Here is a 21,067-nt window from a genome sequence, read left to right as displayed (position 1 = left end):
CATGAGCGAAAAGCATACGGACAAGAGCAACGCGCCCGCATCGATCGAGGTGACCCGGGACGGCCTCGTGGCCATCGTCACGTTGAACAATCCCGGCCGCCGCAATGCGATGGGGCGGCAGATGCGTCAGTTACTGCGCGACACGATGCATCGCCTGCTGACGGCCGATCCCGAATCGCGCGCCATTGTGCTCACCGGCGCGGGCGAGCACTTCTGCGCCGGCGCCGACATCTCCGAAATGACGCAGCGAACCATTCTGCAAAGCCGCGAAATTCTGGCTGAATCGTGCGTCGTCGTGCGCGACATGCTGGCGGGCGCGAAGCCGGTTGTGGCCGCTGTCGAAGGTGTGGCGTTCGGCGCGGGGTTGTCGCTGGCAGTGGCAACCGATTACGTGGTGGCAGCGTCGAATGCGCGCTTCTGCGCGGCGTTTCTGCGGGTCGGGCTGATTCCCGACACCGGCATTCTGTGGACGCTTCCAGAAAAAATCGGCATGGCGCATGCGCGCGAAATGCTCTCGCTCGCGACGGAAATCGATGGCGTAAGGGCTGGTGAGATCGGTCTCGCGAACGAGGTCGTCGAACCGGGCGCCGCACGCGCCGCGGCGATCGAAGTGGCCCGCGGCCTCGCCGCTCATCCGCCGCTTGGCGTGGCGCTGCTCAAGGCGGCGCTGACCGACGGCGCCGCCACCATGGACGCGGCGTTGCGTGCCGAGATCGACTATCAGCCGCTATTGCGGCAGTCCAAAGATCATCAGGCTGCATGTCAGGCGTTTTTCGACAAGAGCACGCCGGTGTTTACCGGCCAATGAACATTGGAGAGTCTCCGATGAGTGTCGAGCGAAATGAAGCACCGATCGGCGTGGATGGCGTACCGGGCACGGACGAACTGAATGATCTCGTGCAGGTGCGCCACGAGGGCGACGTGGCGGTTGTCACGATGAACTATCCGCAACGCCGCAATGCTTTTTCGATGGCGATGCGCGTTGCGCTGATCGATGTGTTCCAGCGCCTTTTTCACGAGGACGCGGCCACGCGCGCGATCGTACTGACCGGCTCAGAGGGTCATTTCTGCGCGGGCGGCGACCTGTCCGAAATGCAGGCTGCCACGCCAACGCTGCTTGAACTACGCGAGCGCATTGCCGTCGGCGTGCGTCTGTTCCGCTTGATCTACACCGGTACCAAGCCGGTTGTCGCGGCGGTCGAGGGCACGTGCTTCGGCGCCGGTCTATCACTGGCTGCCGCGTGCGATCTCGCGGTAAGCAGCAGTGCGGCGAAATACTGCTGTGCGTTCACCAAGGTGGGCTTGCTGCCCGACACCGGCCTCTTGTGGACGCTGCCGCAGAAGGTCGGCGGCGGCAAGGCGCGCGAATTGATGTTGAAAGCGGACGTGTTCGACGCGGCCACGGCGCAGCGCATCGGCCTTGTCAATCAGACCACGGAACCGGGCGGCGCGCTCGATGCGGCGATCCGGCAGGCTGCGCGCTTTGCGAGCTATCCGCCCGTTACGCTGGCGCTGCTCAAGGCGAGCCTGGTCAACGCAGGGAATTCGATTGAAGACGCGTGGCGGCTGGAAGTCGATCTGAATCCATTGACACGGCAAACCAGCGACCACACTGAAGCCGTGGCGGCATTCATGGAGAAACGCAAACCCGTGTTTACCGGCACCTGAGCGTCACGGCGCTTGTGCCGCTTCGTCTTGTCGCGCGTTGTTTTCTGACCCTGGATTTTACGGACGTACACCGACCATGTTCACACCCGATCTACTCAGGGACAAAAAGATTCTGATCACCGGCGGCGGCACGGGCCTTGGCAAAAGCATTGGCCGGCGCTATCTGGAACTCGGCGCCGAGCTGGTGATTTGCGGGCGCCGCAAGGAAGTGCTCGACGCCACCGCCGACGAATTTCGCGCCGCGATTAGCGGTGCGTGCGTCACCACGATCACCGCCGACGTGCGCAACGCCGAGTCGGTCGAGGCGATGATGGACGCGATCTGGAGCGCCGGCCCGCTCGACCTGCTGCTCAACAACGCCGCCGCCAACTTCATCGCGCGGACCGAAACGCTGTCGGCGCGCGCGGTCGATGCGGTGCTCGGCATCGTGCTGCACGGCAGCTTCTACTGCACGATCGCCGCGGGGAAACGCTGGATCGCGGCTGGACGCAAAGGCAACGTGATCAGCACGGTCTCGACACCCACCATGACCGGTTCGGCTTTCACGGCACCGTCGGCGGCGGCCAAGGCCGGCGTGCTCGCCATGACGCGCAGTCTCGCGGTCGAATGGGGGCCAAAGGGGATTCGTCTGAACGCCGTGGCGCCGGGTCTCTTTCCAACTGAAGGCGCGTGGGAACAACTCTATCCGCCCGGCTCGCAGGTCGAGCCGCAGGATCGCAGTGTGCCGTTGCGGCGCTTCGGCGAGCATGCCGAGCTTGCCGATCTGTACGCGTACCTGGCCTCGGATGGCTCCGGCTATATCACGGGCGACATGATCGTGATCGACGGCGGCCGCTGGATGCAGGGCGTAGGCGGTCCCACGTTCCGCGCGATGCAGGACTGGAGCGACGAACAGTGGGACGCCATGCGTGCCCACGCGAGGAAAAGCTGAGCATGGGGCCGCTCGCTGGCGTCAAGATCGTCGAGCTGGCCGGCATCGGGCCGGGCCCGATGTGCGCAATGCTGCTCGCGGACCTCGGTGCGACGGTGTTGCGCATCGACCGGCGGCAACCGGTCAAGCTCGGCATCGAGCGTCCTGTGCGCTACAACCTGCTGCTGCGCAACCGCAAGACGATTGCGCTCGACCTGAAGGACCCGGCCGCGATCGATCTCGTGCTGACGCTGGTGGAAGGCGCCGACGCCTTGATCGAAGGCTTCCGCCCGGGCGTGACCGAGCGCCTGGGACTCGGTCCGCAAGCGTGTCTGGCGCGCAATTCGAAGCTGGTCTATGGACGCATGACGGGTTGGGGGCAGGAGGGGCCGCTTGCGCAGTATGCCGGTCACGATTTGAACTACATCGCGATCACGGGCGTGCTGAACGCTATCGGCCGATCCGGCCAGGCGCCCTCGATACCACTGAACCTGATCGGCGACTACGCGGGCGGCTCGCTGTATCTGGCGATGGGCCTGCTTGCCGCCATCCTGCACGCTCGCAATGGCGGCGCGGGCCAGGTGGTGGATGCGGCGATCGTCGACGGCACGGCGAATCTGGCCACGACCTTTTTCGGCATGCAGGCCGCGGGCATCTGGCGTGACCAGCGCGGCGCCAATATCACCGATTCGGGTTCGCATTTCTACGATGTCTACGAATGCGCCGACGGCAAGTGGATCACGGTGGGCCCGATCGAGGACAAGTTCTATCTGGAACTGCTGCGCTTGCTCGATGTTTCTCCGGATACGCTTGGCGCCCAGCTCGACCAGAGTAACTGGCCGGCCGCGCGCGCCCTGTTCGCGCTCAAGTTCAGGACCCGCGACCGCGCGCAGTGGACCACCTTGCTGGAACATTCCGATGCGTGTTTCGCACCAGTGCTGTCGTGGAGCGAAGCGCCTGACCATCCGCATCTGAAAGCGCGCGGAACCTTTATCGAAGTTGACGGGATCGTGCAGCCCGCGCCCGCGCCGCGTTTTTCGGCCACCGTGCCCGGGACGCCGACGCCGCCCGAAGCACCTGATCCGGCAACGCTGGACGCCGCGCTGTCTGTCTGGCTCGACGCCCACAAAATCAATGACCTGAAAAAAGCGGGAACGTTGGCCTGAGAAGCCAATGAGCGGGACAAAAAGCATGGACGGCCGCGCGCGTTGCGGCAGCGAATTGAGACGAGACACTCATGGATCTGCGATACACCGATGAAGAGCTGGCATTCCGCGATGAGGTGAGAACCTTTTTCAAGGAAGCATTGCCGGAAGACATCCGCCGCAAGGCAGCGCTGGGTCAACGTTATGCCGCCGCTGACCTGCGCTGCTGGCAGCGCATTCTGTACGAGCGCGGCTGGGCGACCCCCGCATGGGACAAGGCTTGGGGTGGAACGGGCTGGAGCGCGGTGCAGCAGTACATCTTCAAGGAAGAGCTGCATATGGCGCCGGCTCCCGAGCCGCTGTCGTTCAACGTGAACATGATCGGCCCGGTGCTGATCGCTTTCGGCAGCGACGAGCAGAAGCGCGATTTCCTGCCGCGCATCGCGAGCCTCGAATACTGGTTCTGCCAGGGTTTTTCGGAACCGGGAGCGGGGTCGGACCTGGCGGCGTTGCGCACGCAAGCGGTTCGCGAGGGCGACCACTATGTGATCAACGGCCAGAAACTGTGGACCTCGACCGCTCATCACGCGGACTGGATGTTCTGCCTCGTGCGTACCGACGCGAGCGGCAAAAAACAGCAGGGCATTACCTACCTGCTGATCGATATGAAGACGCCCGGCTTGACGGTGCGCCCGATCATCACCATCGACGGCTTTCACGAAACCAATGAGGTGTTCTTCGACAACGTGCGCGTACCCCTGGCAAACCGGGTCGGTGAAGAAAACAGGGGCTGGGATTATGCCAAGTATCTGCTCGGTAACGAGCGCAGCGGGATTGCGCGGGTAGGCGTGTCGAAGATGCGGATCCGGCACGCCAAAGATCTTGCTAAACGTGTGCCGAGTGGCGACGGTGTGCTGTGGGACAACCTGCAGTTTCGCGAGCGCGTCGCGGCGGTCGAAGTTGAATTGAAGGCGCTGGAAATCACCCAGATGCGGGTGATCGCCGAAAGTGCCGCGCGTGACAGTCACGTGCCGGATCCCAAGACGTCGATCCTGAAAATCAAGGGCTCCGAACTGCAGCAGCTCTCGGCTGAACTGCTCCTGGAAGTGGCCGGCCCCGACGCGCTGCCGCTCGACCTCGACTTTCTGCGCGGTTTGAGCGATCCGCTTCGCCAGCCCGACTGGGCGTTGACCATCGCGCCGAATCACTATTTTGCGCGTCACGTTTCGATTGTGGGCGGATCGAACGAGATTCAGAAGAACATCCTCGCCAAGTCCGTTCTCGGACTGTGAGCGCCAATCGAACGAGGAGACGCACTGACCATGGACTTTGATCTGACTGACGAGCAACGCATGCTCAAGGACAGCGTCGACCGGCTTGTGAACGACGAGTACGGCTTTGAACAGCGGGCGCGTTATCTCGCGGAACCGGACGGCTTCAGCCGCGCGCAATGGAGTCGTTACGCGGACATGGGCTTGCTGGGCCTCACCTTCGATGAGGACTTCGGCGGCAGCGGTTGCGGTCCGGTCGAAACGATGATCGTGATGGAGGCATTTGGCCGCGGGCTGGTTGTCGAGCCCTATCTGGCGACGGTGGTGCTCGGTGGCGGCTGTATTCGTCTGGGTGGCAGCGTTGCGCAACGCGCGGCCATCCTGCCGTCCATCGCCGACGGTTCGCTGCTGATGGCGTTTGCGCATGCCGAGCCGCAGTCGCGCTACGACGTGGAGGACGTCGCTACCACTGCGCGACGCGAAAACGCGGGTTGGGTACTCGACGGCGCCAAGCGTGTCGTCGTTCACGGCGGCAGCGCGGACCGGCTGATCGTGTCGGCACGGGTGTCGGGTGCGCGCCGCGACCGCGACGGCATCGCGCTGTTTCTGGTCGACGCGAAAGCGCCGGGTCTGACGTGCCGCGAATATCTGACGCAGGACCGGTTGCGCGCGGCGGATATCGATCTGTCGGGCGTGCGCGTCACTGACGACGATGCGATCGGCGTGGCCGGGGAGGCGCTGCCACTGATCGAGACCGTTGTCGCGCAGGCGATCGCTGCGCTATGTGCCGAAGCGGTCGGTTCGATGGCGGCCGCGCACGAGGAAACGGTTGAGTACCTGAAAGTGCGCAAGCAGTTCGGCGTCGCGATCGGCTCGTTCCAGGCTTTGCAGCATCGCGCGGTGGACATGCTGGTCATGGTCGAACAGGCACGGAGCATGGCGTTGTTTGCCACCATGATGAGCGAGGAGTCCGATGTCGCGGAGCGCGCGCGCAGCATGGCAGCGGCCAAGGTGCAGATTGGCCGTGCCGGCCGCTTTGTCGGGCAGCAGGGTGTGCAACTTCACGGCGGCATCGGTATGACCGAGGAATGCAAGGTCGGCCACTACCTGCGCCGCCTGAGCGTAATCGACATTCTGTTCGGCGCCGCCGAACATCATTTGACCCAGCTCGCCAGCGCAGGCGGACTGATCGACGCGGCGCTGTAAGTCCGCCGCGTCGTCGTGTGACAGGAATCCTTTAAATGAGCAGATCCACCACCTCCGATCCGTACCGGGACCTGCGCGATGCATTGCGCGAACTGTCGAAACAATTTCCTGACGAATACTGGCGCCGTGTCGACCACGAGCGGGTCTATCCGGAGGCGTTCGTCGATGCGTTGACGCGCGCGGGCTGGATGGCTGCGCTGATTCCGCAGGAATACGGCGGCTCGGGGCTTGGCCTCGCGGAAGCGTCCGTGATCATGGAAGAGATCAACCGTAACGGCGGCAACTCCGGGTTTTGCCACGGGCAGATGTACAACATGAACACCTTGCTGCGCAACGGCTCCGAGGCGCAAAAGCGCGCGTACCTGCCGAAGATCGCCAGCGGAGAACTGCGTTTGCAGTCGATGGCCGTGACCGAACCGACCACCGGCACGGACACCACCAAAATGAAAACCATGGCGGTGAAGAAAGACGGCCGCTATGTGGTCAACGGCCAGAAAGTGTGGATCTCCCGCGTGCAGCATTCGGACATGATGATCCTGCTGGCGCGCACCACGCCGCTCGCCGATGTGAAAAAGAAATCCGAAGGCCTGTCGTGCTTTCTGGTCGATCTGCATCAGGCGATCGGCAACGGTCTGACCGTACGGCCGATTCCGAACATGGTCAATCACGAAACCAACGAATTGTTTTTCGACAATCTCGAGATTCCCGAAGAGAACCTGATTGGCGAGGAAGGCAAGGGTTTCAGGTACATCCTTGACGGTCTGAACGCGGAGCGCGCCTTGATTGCTGCCGAGTGCATCGGCGACGGCTACTGGTTCGTCGATCGCGCATCGAAGTACGCGTCGGAGCGCCAGGTGTTCGACCGGCCCATCGGCATGAATCAGGGTGTGCAGTTCCCCATCGCCGAAGCGTATATCGATGTGCGAGCCGCGGATCTGATGCGCTACAAGGCATGCGAAATGTTCGACAACCACGAGGCGTGCGGCGCCGAAGCGAACATGGCCAAGCACCTCGCCGCTACCGCTTCATGGAAGGCCGCTAACGCGTGCCTCCAGACGCATGGAGGATTCGGTTTCGCCTGCGAATACGACGTGGAGCGCAAATTCCGCGAAACCCGTCTTTATCAGGTGGCGCCCATCTCGACCAATCTGATTCTGTCTTACGTCGCGGAACACGTGCTGGACATGCCGCGTTCGTTCTGAGCGTCGCCAATCGAGGGAGATAGCCATGGGCTACGAGACCATTCTGTACGACGTGAAGAACCGGATCGCCACGATCACCCTGAACCGTCCCGAACAGATGAACAGCTGGAACGACACGGTGGCCACCGAGGTGTACGACGCCATGCAGGCCGCGGGCGCCGATCGCGGCGTACGGGTCATTGTCTTCACCGGTGCGGGCAAGGCATTCTGCGCCGGCGGCGACATTCATAGCTTTGGCGGCGATCCCAATGCGTTGATGACCAAGCTGCCGCGTCCATTCGATATGCGCAAGCGCGCCGACTGGCAAACGCGCTGTTCGTATTATCCGGCGATACCGAAGCCCGTGATCGCAATGCTCAATGGGGCGACGGTCGGCATCGGCCTGATTCACGCGCTCTTCTGCGACATCCGCTTCGCGGCCGAAGATGCCACGATTACCACCGCTTTCGCACGTCGCGGGTTGACCGCCGAATATGGCATGGCGTGGATACTTTCGCACCACGTCGGGCACGCAAGGGCGCTCGACCTGCTGCTGTCGGCACGCAAGATCAAGGGTATCGAGGCTGAGCGAATGGGGCTGGTGAACCGTGCGTTCCCGTCTGCCACGCTAGCGGAAGAAACCTATGCCTATGCGGCAGATCTCGCGGAAAACTGCTCGCCGCGCTCGATGCGCGTCATGAAGGCGCAACTCTGGGAGGTGCCGTTTCAGACGCCCCATGAAGCGATCATGGCTGCCGGACTGGACATGCCTGTCGCCAATCAGTGCGACGACTACAAGGAAGGCATCGCGAGCTTCCTTGAGAAGCGCAAGCCGAATTTCACCGACGATTGATACGCGATCGATACGCTATGGGGCAAAGTCATGCTGAAGTATGAAGTCATCAAGAACTGGCCGATCGAAGACGTCACCCACACTTACACCGAACGCGACGTCATGTTGTACGCGCTGGGTCTTGGCATCGGTGGCGATCCTCTCGACGCGGCGCAACTTCGCTATGTCTATGAGAAAGACCTGCAGGCGATGCCGACCTGTGCCGCGGCGTTTGCATGGCCCAAATCGTGGATGCGTGACCCGCGCGCCGGTGTCGACTATCTGAAGGTGGTGCACGGCGAACAGGACGTCCGTTTCCTCCGTCCAATGCCGACCGCCGCCACCATCGTCAGCAAGACGCGTGTGAGCCTTGTTTCCGATAAGGGCGCAGGCAAGGGCGCGATCGTCGAACTCAGGCGCGATCTGTTCGAAGCGGAGAGCGACGAGCGGCTCGCGGAAGTTCGGCAGGTATCGTTCCTGCGAGGCGACGGAGGCTTCAGCGCGGAATCCGGCGAGAGCGATGCGCCGCCCGAAGCCTTGCCGCCCGTTCCCGAGCGCGCACCCGACCACGAATTCATGTTCGGGACCCCGGCGCAGGCGGCGCTGATCTACCGTCTTTCCGGCGACTCGAATCCGCTGCATGCCGATCCCGAAGTCGCTACGAAGGCCGGTTTCAGGCAACCGATCCTGCACGGCCTCGCGACGTACGGCATGGCAGGCTACGCCGCGATTCGCACCCTGGCCGGAAACGACGCGGCGCGGCTCAGACGGCTTGCGCTACGGATGACTTCGCCGGTTTATCCCGGCGAGGTCATCCGATTTCAGTTCTGGCGCGAGAGCGGCACACGCGTGCATGTGCGGGCACGCGTCGACGCACGCGATGTGGTCGTGTTGAACAACGGCGTTGTCGAAATCGGCTGAGAGCGGGGCCGGTTGGCGGTCCAGGGCGCGCCCATCGTCAAAGGAGAGGGTTGATGGATTTGCGAGAAAGTGACGACGATAAGGTCTTTCGCGCATCGGTGCGGGAGTTTGTGACGGCCCGGCTACCCACGGAGATTCGCGACCGCGTGCTGAATTTCCGCCACGTGCCGCGCGACGACTACGTGCGCTGGCAGCGCATCCTCGCGGCGAATGGCTGGGGCGCGCCGGCGTGGCCGGTCGAATACGGCGGCGCGGGCTGGAACGCTACGCAGCGCAATATCTTCGATGAAGAGTGCTTTACCGCAGGTGCGCCGCGTCAGATGCCGTTCGGTCTGTCGATGGTCGGGCCCGTGCTGCAAAAATTCGGCACGCCCGCGCAGCGCGACTATTTTCTGCCACGCATCGTGTCGATGGAGGACTGGTGGTGTCAGGGCTATTCGGAGCCGGGCGCGGGCTCCGATCTCGCTTCGTTGAAGACGCGCGCCGAGTGCGTTCCACGCGACGGCAAGCCGTTCTATATCGTCAATGGACAGAAGATCTGGACTTCGTTTGCACAGTGGGCGAACTGGATTTTCTGTCTCGTACGCACCCACAGCGATGGCCGCCCGCAGGAAGGCATTTCGTTTCTACTGATCGACATGAAGACGCCCGGCATTACCGTGCGGCCGATCAGAACGCTCGATGGCGGCCATGACGTCAACGAGGTGTTCTTCGAAAACGTCGAAGTGCCGGATGGCAATCTTGTCGGAGAAGAGCATCGTGGCTGGGCGATCGCCAAATATCTGCTCGGCCACGAGCGCACCAATATTGCGGGGCTCGGCAACTGCAAACGCTTCATGCTCCGGCTGAAGGAAATCGCGCGGAGCGAACGGAAGCACGGCAAGCCGCTGATCGACGATATCCGCTTCCGCGACCGAATCGCGAAGGTCGAGATCGATCTGATCGCGCACGAATGGTCGCTGTTGCGGGCGATATCCGCCGAGTCAGCCGGCCGTCCGCTGGGGCCCGAGGCATCGGTGCTGAAAATCCGCGGTTCGGAAATCCAGCAGGAACTCACCGAGCTGATCATGGCGTGCGCGGGGCCCTACGCGGTGCCGTTTGTACCGCAGGCGCTCGAGCCGGATTGGAGCGAAGGCGCGGATGCCACGGCGCACGGCGAACTGCTCAACGCGCTGGCGCCGCACTATCTGGACTGGCGCAAGATCTCGATCTACGGCGGTTCCACTGAGATTCAGAAAAATATCATCGCCAAACTGGCGCTTGGCATCTGAGGACACGTCATGGATTTCACGCTCGTTGAAGAGCAGCAGATGCTGGCCGACCTGGTGGGCCGCTTCGTGGAGAAGGAATATTCATTCGAGGCGCGGCGCAAGCTATCGGCGACGCCGCGCGGCTGGTCCGAACAGCATTGGAACACGTTGGCCGATATGGGTCTCCTCGCGCTCAACGTTCCGGACGAATACGGCGGGATGAACGGGGGCGTGGCAGAGACCATGATCGTGATGGAGACGTTGGGTCGGGGTTTGGTACTGGAGCCCTATCTCTCGACCGCGGTGCTTGGCGCGCGGCTGATCAGCCACGCCGGCACCGATGCACAAAAAGAGCGCTGGCTGCCCGAGCTTGCGGCTGGCCGTGTGAAAACGGCGTTGGCCACGCTTGAGCCTGGCGCGCGATTCGATCTGTCGAACGTAACAACGGCCGCCAGGTCTTCGAGCGAGGGTTTTGTCATCGATGGCCGCAAAGGCGTGGTCTTGCACGGCGATAGCGCCGATCTGCTGCTGGTGTCGGCGCGGACTTCCGGCGCGCAGGATGACACCACCGGCATCACGCTGTTCGCGATCGACCCGAAGACACCGGGCGTCACGCTCAGAGGTTTTCCGGCGCTGGACGGGCAGCGGGTCGCCGAAGTGTGCTTCTCGGGCGTATCGGTCGAGTCCGGAGCGGTGCTGGGCGTGATCGGCACCGGCTATGGCCTGCTGGAATGGACCGTCGACCACGGGCTGTTCGCGCTCTGCGCGGAAGCGGTTGGAACCATGGCGAAGCTCGCCGAGATGACCTACGACTACCTGCGCACGCGCACCCAGTTCGGCAGACCCATCGGCGAGTTCCAGGCGCTTCAGCATCGCGCGGCCGACATCCTGACGGCGGTCGAGCAGGCCCGCTCGGTGGTGTACTTCGCAGCATCGCGGCTGGCCGGAGCGGATGCCGACGAGCGGCGGCGGGCGCTGTCCGCCGCCAAGAACCTGATCGGCCGGTGCGGGCGGTTCGTCGGCCAGCAGGCGGTGCAGTTGCACGGCGGAATGGGCATGACCGAAGAACTTCCGGTCGGCTGGTACTTCAAGCGGCTGACCTGCATTGACATGACATGGGGTGATGCCGAGCACCATCTGGAGCGCTACGGGACGCACCTGTAACGCGGCGGCGTGCGCTTTTGCCCCGCTTTTTTTATGTTGTTCCAGTAGCAGAAAATGTATGATACATATGTGAACGTCATTCAGAAAATTGTCGGCGTGGCGATTGTGTGAGCCAGCCAGCTGGTCCGGAATCACGAAGGAGACATCGAATGTCAGAGAGCAATCAACGCGCGACGCCTGAAGTGGCGCCTATTCCCGCGCACGTGCCGACGCAACTGGTGGTCGACTTCGACATATACAATCCGCCCGGCGCCGCCGACGACTATCATCTCGCGCTCAAGAAACTGCACGACCCCGCCGTGCCTGACATCTTCTGGACGCCGCGTAACGGCGGCCACTGGATCGCGACGCGCGGTGACGACATCTACCGCATCTTCAAGGAATACGAGCAATTTTCGTCGCGCCAATTGACCGTGCCGTTGGTCGACCACGCGCCGCTGCCGCCAATCTTTTTCGACCCGCCCGAACACACCGGCTACCGCGCGCTGATTGCGCCTGCCTTCATGCCGCAAGCGATCAGCAAGCTCGAGGAAAAGGCGCGCGAAATGACAATCGAGCTGATCGAAGGCTTTTATTCGCGGGGCGAGTGCGAGTTCGTCTCCGAGTTCGCGCAACATCTGCCCATCGGCATTTTCATGGACATGGTGGCGCTGCCCTCGGAAGATCGCGACTATTTGCTGGGCCTGGCGGACAAGATGGTGCGGCCTGCTTCCTCCGGGCAGAAGCTTGAAGCGCTGGGCGCGATCTTCGAATATCTCGGCGTAAAAATCGCCGAGCGCCGGGCGAATCCGGGCGACGATCTGATCAGCCGGATCGTTCAATCGAAGATTGACGGTCGTGATCTGAGCGATCAGGAGCTTAAGGGGCTGTGCGGGCTCGTCCTGATCGGCGGCCTCGATACGGTCGCCTCTGCGATGGGCTTCATCGCGAACTTCCTCGCGGGAAGCCCCGCGCATCGCAAACATCTGATCGACCACCCGGACCTGACGCAAAAAGCGGTCGATGAGTTGTTGCGCCGCTTTCCGGTGGTCAACCAGGGACGTCAGGTCGCGCATGACTTCGAATACCAGGGCGTGCAGATGAAGGCCGGCGACATGATCGTCATACCGACAACCCTGCACGGTCTGGACGAGCGCAAGTTCCAGAATCCGCTCGAAGTCGACTTCAACCGTCCGACACCGATTCATTCCACCTTTGGCAATGGGGCGCATCGTTGTCCGGGCTCATTCCTCGCCCGCGTCGAGATCAAGGTGTTCCTCCAGGAGTGGCTCAAACGCATCCCCGATTTTTCGCTCAGGCCCGGCGCCAAAGCCGGTGTGCATGGCGGCGTCAACGGCACGCTCTACCACTTGCCGCTGGTCTGGGACGTGAAATGAACCCCATGTGATGACGATCGACGGCCTCCCTGGTCGCATTTCGTCAGACATCCCGAGGTGGGCAGCCACAACAGGTCTGTTTGTCCTATTGTGACGGGCCCGGCGCAGCCGTTATCCCCATTCGCCAGCCGCGCGAATCGATCCCGCATGGGTGACTTTAGACGGATTCCTAACGTCTCAGGCGGCTGCTCAATACCTCAGTCCAGCGGTGTGCAAGGGTCCCGATTTCTACTGGAAAACACTATTGACACCCCACTACGCGGTGTTTATCATTTTGAACAGCATTCAAGTATTAGATGAACTTGAAATGTGGGAAGCAAGTCGACGCGAAAAATACAACGAATAGAAGTCGTGTGAATGTCCTCGCGGAGGAGACAAAATGAATCGGATTTCCAAAGGCGGGGCCGTTTACCGGCGTCGTTTTGAAGTGATGTTGCTGGTTGGTGTTTGCGGCAGTTTTGCGAACGGAGCGCAGGCGTTCACGTTTACGACGCCTAATCCGGACATTGAGATGGATCTGGATACGACAGTTCGTGCGAACTATGGGTTACGGCTTCAGGGCATCAACTCGGCGATCGGTAACAACCCGAGCTACGACGAAGGCGACAACACCTTCAGGCGCTACCAGACCATACTCGCGCGGCTCGACGTGACGAGCGAATTCGACTTCAAGTACAAGGGGACGACCGGCTTCCGGTTCAGTGTTGCGGGCTGGTACGACGCAGCCTATTCGAGCAAGGACAAGAGCGGGCCGGGTCTCGAAAGTGTTGCGAACTACCCGGGGAATAACTACACCAGCTACATCAAGAAGTATTACATCGGCCCGTCGGCGGAGGTGCGCGACGCGTTCGGATTCACCACCGTCAATGCGGGCCCCGTTCCGATTGACATCAAGGTAGGGCGCCTCGCGCAAATCTGGGGGCAGTCGCTGATCGGCAGCGTGGGCGGCGTCAACTCGGTTGCGGTATCGCAGGCTCCGCAAAACCTGATTGCCGCGACGCAAAGCCCCGGGGCATCGCTGAAGGAACTGTCGCTGCCGACCGGGCAGGTCGCCATGTCGGCCCAGTTGACCGAGCGGATGCAATTGAGCGGCTACTACTCGTTCGAATGGGCGCACGACCGCTATCCTGAAGGCGGCACCTATTTCGGCGGTTCAGATTCCATCGACTACGGGCCGCCGATCGCCGCGTATGCGGGGCCGAACTTCCCGATCTACAACGTCAGGGGCCCGCAAGGCAAGATTGGGGACATCGGGGTTGAAACCAAGTATCGCCTTGAAAAGTTCTCGAGCACGGTCGAGCTGACCTATCGCCGCTTCAGCTACAAGACACCGTGGTTCGCCCAGTTTAATCAGAACAATTTCACGACCGAGGATATCTACGCGAACAAGGTTCAATTGCTGGGCCTCGGCGTGAACAGCACGATTGGCGGCACGGCGGTCGGCGCCGAGGTGTCGTATCGCCGCAATACGCCGTTGGCTTCGGCCGGCAGCGCCACACCGGGCACGCTCGAAGGCGCGCGTGGTGACACGTTGCACGCACTGCTCAACACAACCACATACCTCGGTAAGACACCGCTCTGGAACGAGGCGCCGCTCGCCATGGAAATCGCGGTGGCCCACCTGCTCAGGGTGACTTCGGGCGCGCAGAACTTCAATGCGCCGGGTTACTCCGCCGCTTGCACGAAAGCAGCCGATGCGGTCGCGCTGGGTTGCGCGACGAAAAATTACTACACCTTTGGTGTGTCGTTCACGCCGCACTGGAACCAGGTGTTTCCCGGCGTCGATCTCGACCTGCCGATGTTCGTACAATGGAACATCCACGGCAATACACCGACTGTCGATGGCGGTAACCAGGGCAGCAACATCTACCAGGTAGGCCTGCAATTCACGATCTACAACAAGCACATCGTGAATCTCACCTACACCGGTTATACCAACTGGAAGAAAACAGCGACCAATGTCAACGGCGCGCCATATTCCGACAAGGGCTGGATCGGGATCACCTATCAGACCACGCTTTAACCAAAGCCGACTATCTGGTACTTCAGAGGACATTCGCAAATGAACATCCCAAGGTTAGTGACGGCTGTATTGATCGCCGCCACCTATGGTTCCACAGTGCACGCATCCGTATCGGCCGAAGAAGCCGCCAAGCTGGGCACGACGCTCACAGTGTTCGGCGCGGACGCCGCGGCCAGCGCGGACGGACAGATTCCGGCATACACCGGAGGAGTCACCAAGGCGCCTGCGGAATCTAAGCTTAATAGCGGCAAGTGGTTTGATCCGTTTGCCGGCGAAAAGCCGATTCTGACGATCACCGCGCAGAATTGGCAGGAATACTCGGACAAGCTGAGCGAGTCGTCCAAGGAACTGTTCAAGCGCTTTCCCGATTACAAGATGATGGTCTATCCGACCCATCGCAGCGCATCGTTTCCGGACTGGTACGGTGAAAATTGCAAGATCAATGCGGTGCAGGCCAAGTTGACCAACGGCGGGCAGGATATCGAAGGCGCCTTTGGCTGTATTCCTTTCCCGATTGCGAAGACCGGCGAGGAAGCGCTCTGGAATTACATCATGCGTTTCGTCGGAACCAGGCAAAAGAACTTCGTCAATACCTGGCTGATGGACAGTTCGGGCACCCCGGTGCTGACGGGCTCGTTTAAAAGCAGCATCTATTTTCCGTACTACGATCCCACGCTCGGCCGGGACGGGTTCAAGAAATCGGATGGCGTCTGGTACCAGGTGATGAACGATTACGCCGCGCCCGCGCGCCTGAAGGGCGAGACATCGCTGTTCTGGGACTACACCGCGAGTTCGCGTGACTGGCCGGGCTGGTCGTATTCGCCGGGCCAGCGCCGCACGCGCGTCGCCCCTGATCTCGCTTACGATACGCCTAACCCAGGCTACTCGGGCGTGATCACGATGGACGATATCCAACTGATGTACGGCAAGCTCGATCGCTGGAAGGTCAAGATGCTCGGCACCAAGGAAATGTACATTCCGTACAACGGATACAAGTGGCAGTACGCGACCTCGGACAAGGACATGCTGACACCGCATTTCCCCAATGCCAACCTGATTCGCTGGGAACTGCACCGCGTGCGTGTGCTTGAACTGACGCTCAAACCCGGTGCGCGGCACCTGTACAGCAAAAAGATCCTCTATACGGACGAGGATCTGGGCGGTGGCATGATGGATGCCTATGATCAGGCCGGCAAACTATATCGAGGCGGCTTTGCCGATACGGTACCGGCCTACGACGCCCAGGTTCCGTATTCACTCGGCAACTGGTTCTTCGACTTCAATAGCGGGGTGTATCTGCTGGGCAGTCATCCTGCGGACACCTCCGGCATTTTCTTCAACGTGGACTTTCCCAACGGGTTTTTCACGCCTGAACGAATGCAGTCGACTGGCATCCGCTGATACCTTGCGCGGGCCGGCAGCATAGCCTCGAAAGGCAGGGCCGCAGCGGGTTTCGCCCGGTGCGGCCAGCGAGTATCAGGCGAGCACAAGGAGACATGATGCTGAGTACCTCTATGAACGTGGCGGTGTCGGCGCTTGCGCTGACCCTCGCGTTGACCGTTTCGCAGCCGGCGCTTGCCGCGTTCGCCGATCCGATCGATACGCCGGCCACCGCCAACCCACATGCGCAGACCGCACCGCTGCTCGCCGTGGCCCGTGCCGGCGACCGGCTGGTCGCGGTCGGCTTACGCGGACTGATCGTCCTGTCCGACGACAATGGCAGGACCTGGCGCCAGGTTTCCGCGCCGGTGAGCTCGGATCTGGTCTCGGTGTATTTCGTTTCGCCGCGCGCGGGTTGGGCGACCGGTCAGGACGGCATCGTTTTGCACACCGCGGACGGCGGCGCGACATGGACGAAGCAACTCGACGGCCGGTCGGCGGCCGCCTTGATGCTGGCCTATTACCAGAAGCGGGACCAGTCGGACCCGAAGGTTGCGGCCGGACTAGAGGAAGCGCGGCGCTTCGTCAACGACGGTCCGGGGCGGCCGTTTCTGTCGGCCTGGTTCGATAACGAGCGCACGGGCTTCATCATCGGTTCATTCAATATCATCTTCAGGACCGACGATGGCGGGGCCAGTTGGACACCGTGGTTCGACCACACCGAAAACGAACAGGACGCACTGAACCTGCATGCGATACGCAGAATCGGCAACGCGCTGTATGTGGTCGGTGAACAGGGACTGGTCATGCGCCTCGACGAGACCTCGCAACAGTTCGTCAAGGTCTCGGTGCCGTACAAGGGCAGCTTTTTTGGCATCGTCGGCACGCCTGACAATCTGATTCTCTATGGCCTGCGTGGCAATGCGATGCGCAGCGTGGACGGCGGGCAGACCTGGATCAAGGTCGGCATTCCCGGCGAAGCCAGTCTGCTGGGCGGCGCGCGTCTTGCCGACGGGCGGCTTGCGTTGTTCAGCCAGGATGGGCGTGTGCTGATCAGCACGGACGGCGGCGCCAGCTTCAGTGCGGCGAATGCGGCGGGGCAGGCGTGGTCGCTCTGGGACGGTACGAGCCTCGCTCGCGGCGGCATCGTGGTAGTGGGCGCCGGGGGCGTAAAGAACGTCGGGGTACTCAAGTGATCGCGGCAAAGGGAGCACATGATGGCCGGTAAGAACAATGAGCAGATCAGTTCCATGCCCGTGGTCAAGGAGCGCCGTGCGTTCGACTCGAAGTCCGGCAACGCGCTGGAGCGGCTGGTTTTCAATCATCGGCTTGTCCTGATTCTGTTGTGCGCGGTGCTGTCGGTCTTTTTCGGCATCAAGGTGGCGACCGGGCTGCAGATCAATGCCAGCTTCGAAAAGATGATTCCGCAGTCGAACCCGTATATCCGCAACTACCTGGCGAACAAGGGCGACCTGAAGGGGCTCGGCAACAGTTTGCGGATTGTGATCGAGAATACTCAGGGCGACATTTACGACCCCGCGTATCTGGAGTCGCTGAGAAAGATCAACGACGCGGTATTTCTGATGCCCGGCGTCGACCGACCGTGGGTCAAGTCGATCTGGATGCCGGCGGTGCGCTGGAATATCGTCACCGAAAAGGGCTATGCGGGCGGCCCGGTCATGCCGTCGACGTACAACGGCTCGCCCGCGTCAATCGACGCGCTGCGAACCAATATCGCGCGCGCGGGCATCACCGGTTCGCTCGTCGCCAACGATCTGAAGTCGACCATGATCGTGGTGCCGCTGCTCGAGCGCGACGCGGCGGGCAAGCCGATCAACTATGCCCACTTCTCGCATCTGCTCGACGACATGGTGCGCACGCAGCAGCACGGCAACATTCGCATCCACGTGGTTGGTTTTGCCAAACTGATCGGTGACCTGATCGACGGCCTGAAGCAGGTGATGGCGTATTTCGGCATTGCGGCGGCCATCGCGCTCGGCGTGATTTTCTTTTATACGCGCTGCCCGCGCAGCACGTTTCTGGTGGTCGCGTGTTCGCTTGTCGCGGTCCTCTGGCAACTTGGCATCGTCACGACGCTGGGTCTCGTCGTCGATCCTTATTCGGTGCTGGTGCCATTCCTGGTATTCGCCATCGGCGTGTCGCATGGCGCCCAGAAAATGAACGGCATCCTGCAGGACGTCGGGCGCGGCACGCATAAGTATGTGGCGGCGCGCTACACCTTCCGGCGGCTCTTTCTCGCGGGTCTCACCGCGCTCATGGCCGACATGGTGGGCTTCGCCGTCCTGACGATCATCGATATCCCGGTCATCAAGGATCTTGCGCTGACAGCCAGCATCGGCGTGGGCGTGCTGGTCTTCACCAATCTTCTTCTGTTGCCGGTGTTGCTGTCGTATGTGGGCGTGAGTCCCGCGGCCGCGCGGCGCACGCTGATCGAAGAGGCCGCGGAAACCGGCAGCCGCTCGCGCGTCGCGAGCCTGTGGAACTGGCTGGACCGCTTCACGGAACGGCGCTGGGCGTCGGGGGCGATCGCCGTGACCGTGCTGCTGGCCGCGGGAGGCTTTGCGGTCAGCCAGCGTCTGCAGATCGGCGATCTCGACGCGGGCGCCCCTGAATTGCGAGCGGACTCGGTCTACAACCGGGACAATGCCTTCATCAACGCCCACTATGGTCTGTCGAGCGACATGTTCGTGGTGATCGGCAAATCGTCACTGCCCAATTGCGATGCGGATCATTATCAGATGCTGGCGGATGTCGACCGCTTCGAGATCGCCTTGCAAAATGTGAGCGGCGTGCAGACCACGAGTTCGGCCGCGTCTCTCACCCGGCTCGTGACGTCCGGTGCCTATGAAGGTTATCCGAAGTGGTTCACGATCAATCGCACACCGGCGATTCTGAATCGCTCGCTCTTCCAGGTTTTGCTTGATCGTCCCGATCTGATCAGCGCAGCGTGCAATACGATGCCGATCATCGCTTACCTGACCGATCATAAGGCCGCCACGCTGACTCGCGTGCTCGACGCGGCACAACGTTTCGCGGATGCGCACAAGGACGCAAGCCACCAATTTTTGCTGGCTGCCGGATCCGCGGGTATCGATGCCGCGACCAACATCGTCGTCAAGGAAGCGAATGAACGCATGCTGCTGCTGGTCTACGGGGCTGTCGTCCTGCTCTGCCTGATCACGTTCCGCAGCTGGCGCGCCGCCATCGTCGCACTGGTGCCGCTCGTCGTCACATCGGTCCTATGCGAGGCGTTGATGGTGATGCTGGGCATCGGCGTCAAGGTGGCGACCTTGCCTGTGATCGCCCTTGGCGTAGGCATCGGCGTCGATTACGCGCTCTATCTGCTGTCGGTGCAGCTCAACTATCAGCGCGCCGGCTTGCCGCTGCGGGACGCCTACCGCCGGGCGGTCCAGTTCACCGGCAAGGTCGTGGCGTTGGTGGGTGTCACGCTGGCCGCCGGGGTCGTCACGTGGGCATGGTCGCCGATCAAGTTCCAGGCCGACATGGGCATTCTGTTGACCTTCATGTTCGTCACCAACATGATCGGCGCACTGGTTCTGATCCCGTCGCTGTCCCACTTTCTGCTGCGCGGGGTATCGTCGCGGCCCGGGCACGCGGAGTTACGCAGCGCGATAGCACTCGCCGAGAACTCGAAAGGCGCGTGAAGGCCCGGCGGCGCTCAAGCGCCATGCGTGCTGCGGGCGCCGGCCACCTGGCGGCACCCGCTGTTGGCCGAGGCTAGACCACCGACATCGGGAAGCTCAGAATCTCCGAAACGCCGCCGTCGACCATCAGCATCTGGCCGTTCATATAAGAGCTCGCCTCGGAGGCGAGGAACACCGCGGCGCCCCCGAGTTCCTCCGGGCGCCCCCAGCGTCCGACGGAGATGTGCGAGCGGACGATCTCCTTCATTTGCGCATTTGACGTGACAGGTTCGGCCATTTCGGTCATGAAGTAACCGGGGCAAATGCCGTTACAGCGGATTCCGTGCCGCCCCAGTTCGGCTCCAAGCGATTTGGTGAGACCCGCCACCGCATGCTTGCTCGCTACATAGGCCTGGAGCTTTTCGCGCCCGAGTACCGAAACATACGAGCCGACATTGATGATGCGGCCGTGCCCACGTTCGATCATCGACGGCGACACTTGCCGCGCGAGCAGGTATGCAGCGGTAACGTTGGTGTCCATGGTGCGGTGCCACATCTGCGGTGTTGATTGTAGAAAGTCGCTCCACTCGCAGATGCCGGCGTTGTTCAGCAGGACGTCGATCCTTCCATGACGCGCAAAAACGTTCTGCACGGCGGCTTCGATGGCGGATTGATCGACGAGATCGAATGGCTCGACATCGATCAGAGCGTTGCTGCCGGCACGAATGGACGCCGCGGCTGTGTCGAGACCGGCGCGCGACCGGGCTGCGAGCACCACCGTTGCACCGGCGCACGCAAGCGCATTGGCCATCGCCAGCCCCAGGCCGCGCGAAGCGCCCGTGACAAGCGCAACCTGACCATCGAGAGAAAACATTTTCATGGGCGAGTTTCTATCAGGAGCTACCGCCGGCGATCCTGCGGCAGAGCACGCAGTCAGTCGATCTGCGCGGGATTTTAAAATACGAACGATGTTCTAAATTATGGATATATTCCGGTGACCTTGAAACGGGGTTTACACGGGGCAGGGTCTGCAAAAGCCATTGTCGTTGACAACAGCAAAAGAGTTGGTTCAGAA

Annotated in this window: 17 protein-coding genes; 16 read left to right on the top strand and 1 reads right to left on the bottom strand. The window is 61.9% G+C overall.

Going from position 1 to position 21,067, the window contains the following annotated elements:
* Position 1: 1 nt before the first annotated feature.
* The 16 genes from P3T25_RS20230 to P3T25_RS20155 all read left to right on the top strand — a co-directional run bounded on the left by P3T25_RS20230 (position 2) and on the right by P3T25_RS20155 (position 20,013).
* Positions 2-808, top strand: coding sequence for an enoyl-CoA hydratase/isomerase family protein (locus P3T25_RS20230; protein WP_171926197.1), 807 nt, complete (start codon positions 2-4; stop codon positions 806-808).
* 17 nt (positions 809-825) lie between these two features.
* Positions 826-1,668, top strand: coding sequence for an enoyl-CoA hydratase/isomerase family protein (locus P3T25_RS20225; RefSeq protein ID WP_233464727.1), 843 nt, complete (start codon positions 826-828; stop codon positions 1,666-1,668).
* Between the two features lie 76 nt (positions 1,669-1,744).
* Positions 1,745-2,599: an SDR family oxidoreductase gene (locus tag P3T25_RS20220; RefSeq protein WP_429358791.1), complete on the top strand. Its 855-nt coding sequence runs from the start codon at positions 1,745-1,747 to the stop codon at positions 2,597-2,599.
* Positions 2,600-2,601: 2 nt separating this feature from the next.
* A complete protein-coding gene (locus P3T25_RS20215; RefSeq protein WP_429358790.1) occupies positions 2,602-3,744 on the top strand; it encodes a CaiB/BaiF CoA transferase family protein in 1,143 nt (380 codons plus the stop codon).
* Positions 3,745-3,815: 71 nt separating this feature from the next.
* Positions 3,816-5,015 (top strand): acyl-CoA dehydrogenase family protein, encoded by a 1,200-nt coding sequence (locus P3T25_RS20210; protein WP_429358789.1) that lies wholly within the window; start codon positions 3,816-3,818, stop codon positions 5,013-5,015.
* Between the two features lie 30 nt (positions 5,016-5,045).
* Entirely contained in the window at positions 5,046-6,200 is a 1,155-nt protein-coding gene (locus P3T25_RS20205) for an acyl-CoA dehydrogenase family protein (RefSeq protein ID WP_429358788.1), read from the top strand.
* 35 nt (positions 6,201-6,235) lie between these two features.
* Positions 6,236-7,402: an acyl-CoA dehydrogenase family protein gene (locus P3T25_RS20200; RefSeq protein WP_154558347.1), complete on the top strand. Its 1,167-nt coding sequence runs from the start codon at positions 6,236-6,238 to the stop codon at positions 7,400-7,402.
* Positions 7,403-7,427: 25 nt separating this feature from the next.
* A complete protein-coding gene (locus P3T25_RS20195; RefSeq protein ID WP_429358787.1) occupies positions 7,428-8,234 on the top strand; it encodes an enoyl-CoA hydratase in 807 nt (268 codons plus the stop codon).
* 30 nt (positions 8,235-8,264) lie between these two features.
* Positions 8,265-9,134, top strand: a complete 870-nt coding sequence (locus P3T25_RS20190) for a MaoC/PaaZ C-terminal domain-containing protein (RefSeq protein ID WP_429358786.1) — start codon at positions 8,265-8,267, stop codon at positions 9,132-9,134.
* A 53-nt stretch (positions 9,135-9,187) separates the two neighbouring features.
* Entirely contained in the window at positions 9,188-10,405 is a 1,218-nt protein-coding gene (locus P3T25_RS20185) for an acyl-CoA dehydrogenase family protein (RefSeq protein WP_429358785.1), read from the top strand.
* Between the two features lie 9 nt (positions 10,406-10,414).
* A complete protein-coding gene (locus P3T25_RS20180; RefSeq protein WP_429358784.1) occupies positions 10,415-11,548 on the top strand; it encodes an acyl-CoA dehydrogenase family protein in 1,134 nt (377 codons plus the stop codon).
* Positions 11,549-11,697: 149 nt separating this feature from the next.
* Complete coding sequence (locus P3T25_RS20175) at positions 11,698-12,924, top strand: cytochrome P450 (protein WP_154558352.1); 1,227 nt, start codon at positions 11,698-11,700, stop codon at positions 12,922-12,924.
* Between the two features lie 379 nt (positions 12,925-13,303).
* Positions 13,304-14,947, top strand: coding sequence for a DUF1302 domain-containing protein (locus P3T25_RS20170; protein WP_429358783.1), 1,644 nt, complete (start codon positions 13,304-13,306; stop codon positions 14,945-14,947).
* Positions 14,948-14,986: 39 nt separating this feature from the next.
* Complete coding sequence (locus P3T25_RS20165; protein WP_429358782.1) at positions 14,987-16,348, top strand: DUF1329 domain-containing protein; 1,362 nt, start codon at positions 14,987-14,989, stop codon at positions 16,346-16,348.
* Positions 16,349-16,446: 98 nt separating this feature from the next.
* Complete coding sequence (locus tag P3T25_RS20160) at positions 16,447-17,523, top strand: WD40/YVTN/BNR-like repeat-containing protein (protein WP_429358781.1); 1,077 nt, start codon at positions 16,447-16,449, stop codon at positions 17,521-17,523.
* 21 nt (positions 17,524-17,544) lie between these two features.
* Complete coding sequence (locus tag P3T25_RS20155) at positions 17,545-20,013, top strand: efflux RND transporter permease subunit (RefSeq protein ID WP_266259072.1); 2,469 nt, start codon at positions 17,545-17,547, stop codon at positions 20,011-20,013.
* Positions 20,014-20,086: 73 nt separating this feature from the next.
* Here the strand turns inward: P3T25_RS20155 and P3T25_RS20150 are convergent, their stop codons facing one another.
* Positions 20,087-20,872 carry a glucose 1-dehydrogenase gene (locus P3T25_RS20150; protein WP_266259071.1) on the bottom strand — a complete coding sequence of 262 codons (786 nt, stop codon included), beginning with the start codon at positions 20,870-20,872 and terminating at the stop codon, positions 20,087-20,089.
* Between the last annotated feature and the right edge of the window lie 195 nt (positions 20,873-21,067).

Origin of the sequence: Paraburkholderia sp. GAS32, from assembly GCF_050434225.1 — a bacterium.
Lineage (GTDB): Bacteria > Pseudomonadota > Gammaproteobacteria > Burkholderiales > Burkholderiaceae > Paraburkholderia > Paraburkholderia madseniana.
The sequence above is the reverse complement of the archived record's forward strand: the minus strand, read 5'-3'. Positions and strand labels throughout refer to the sequence as shown.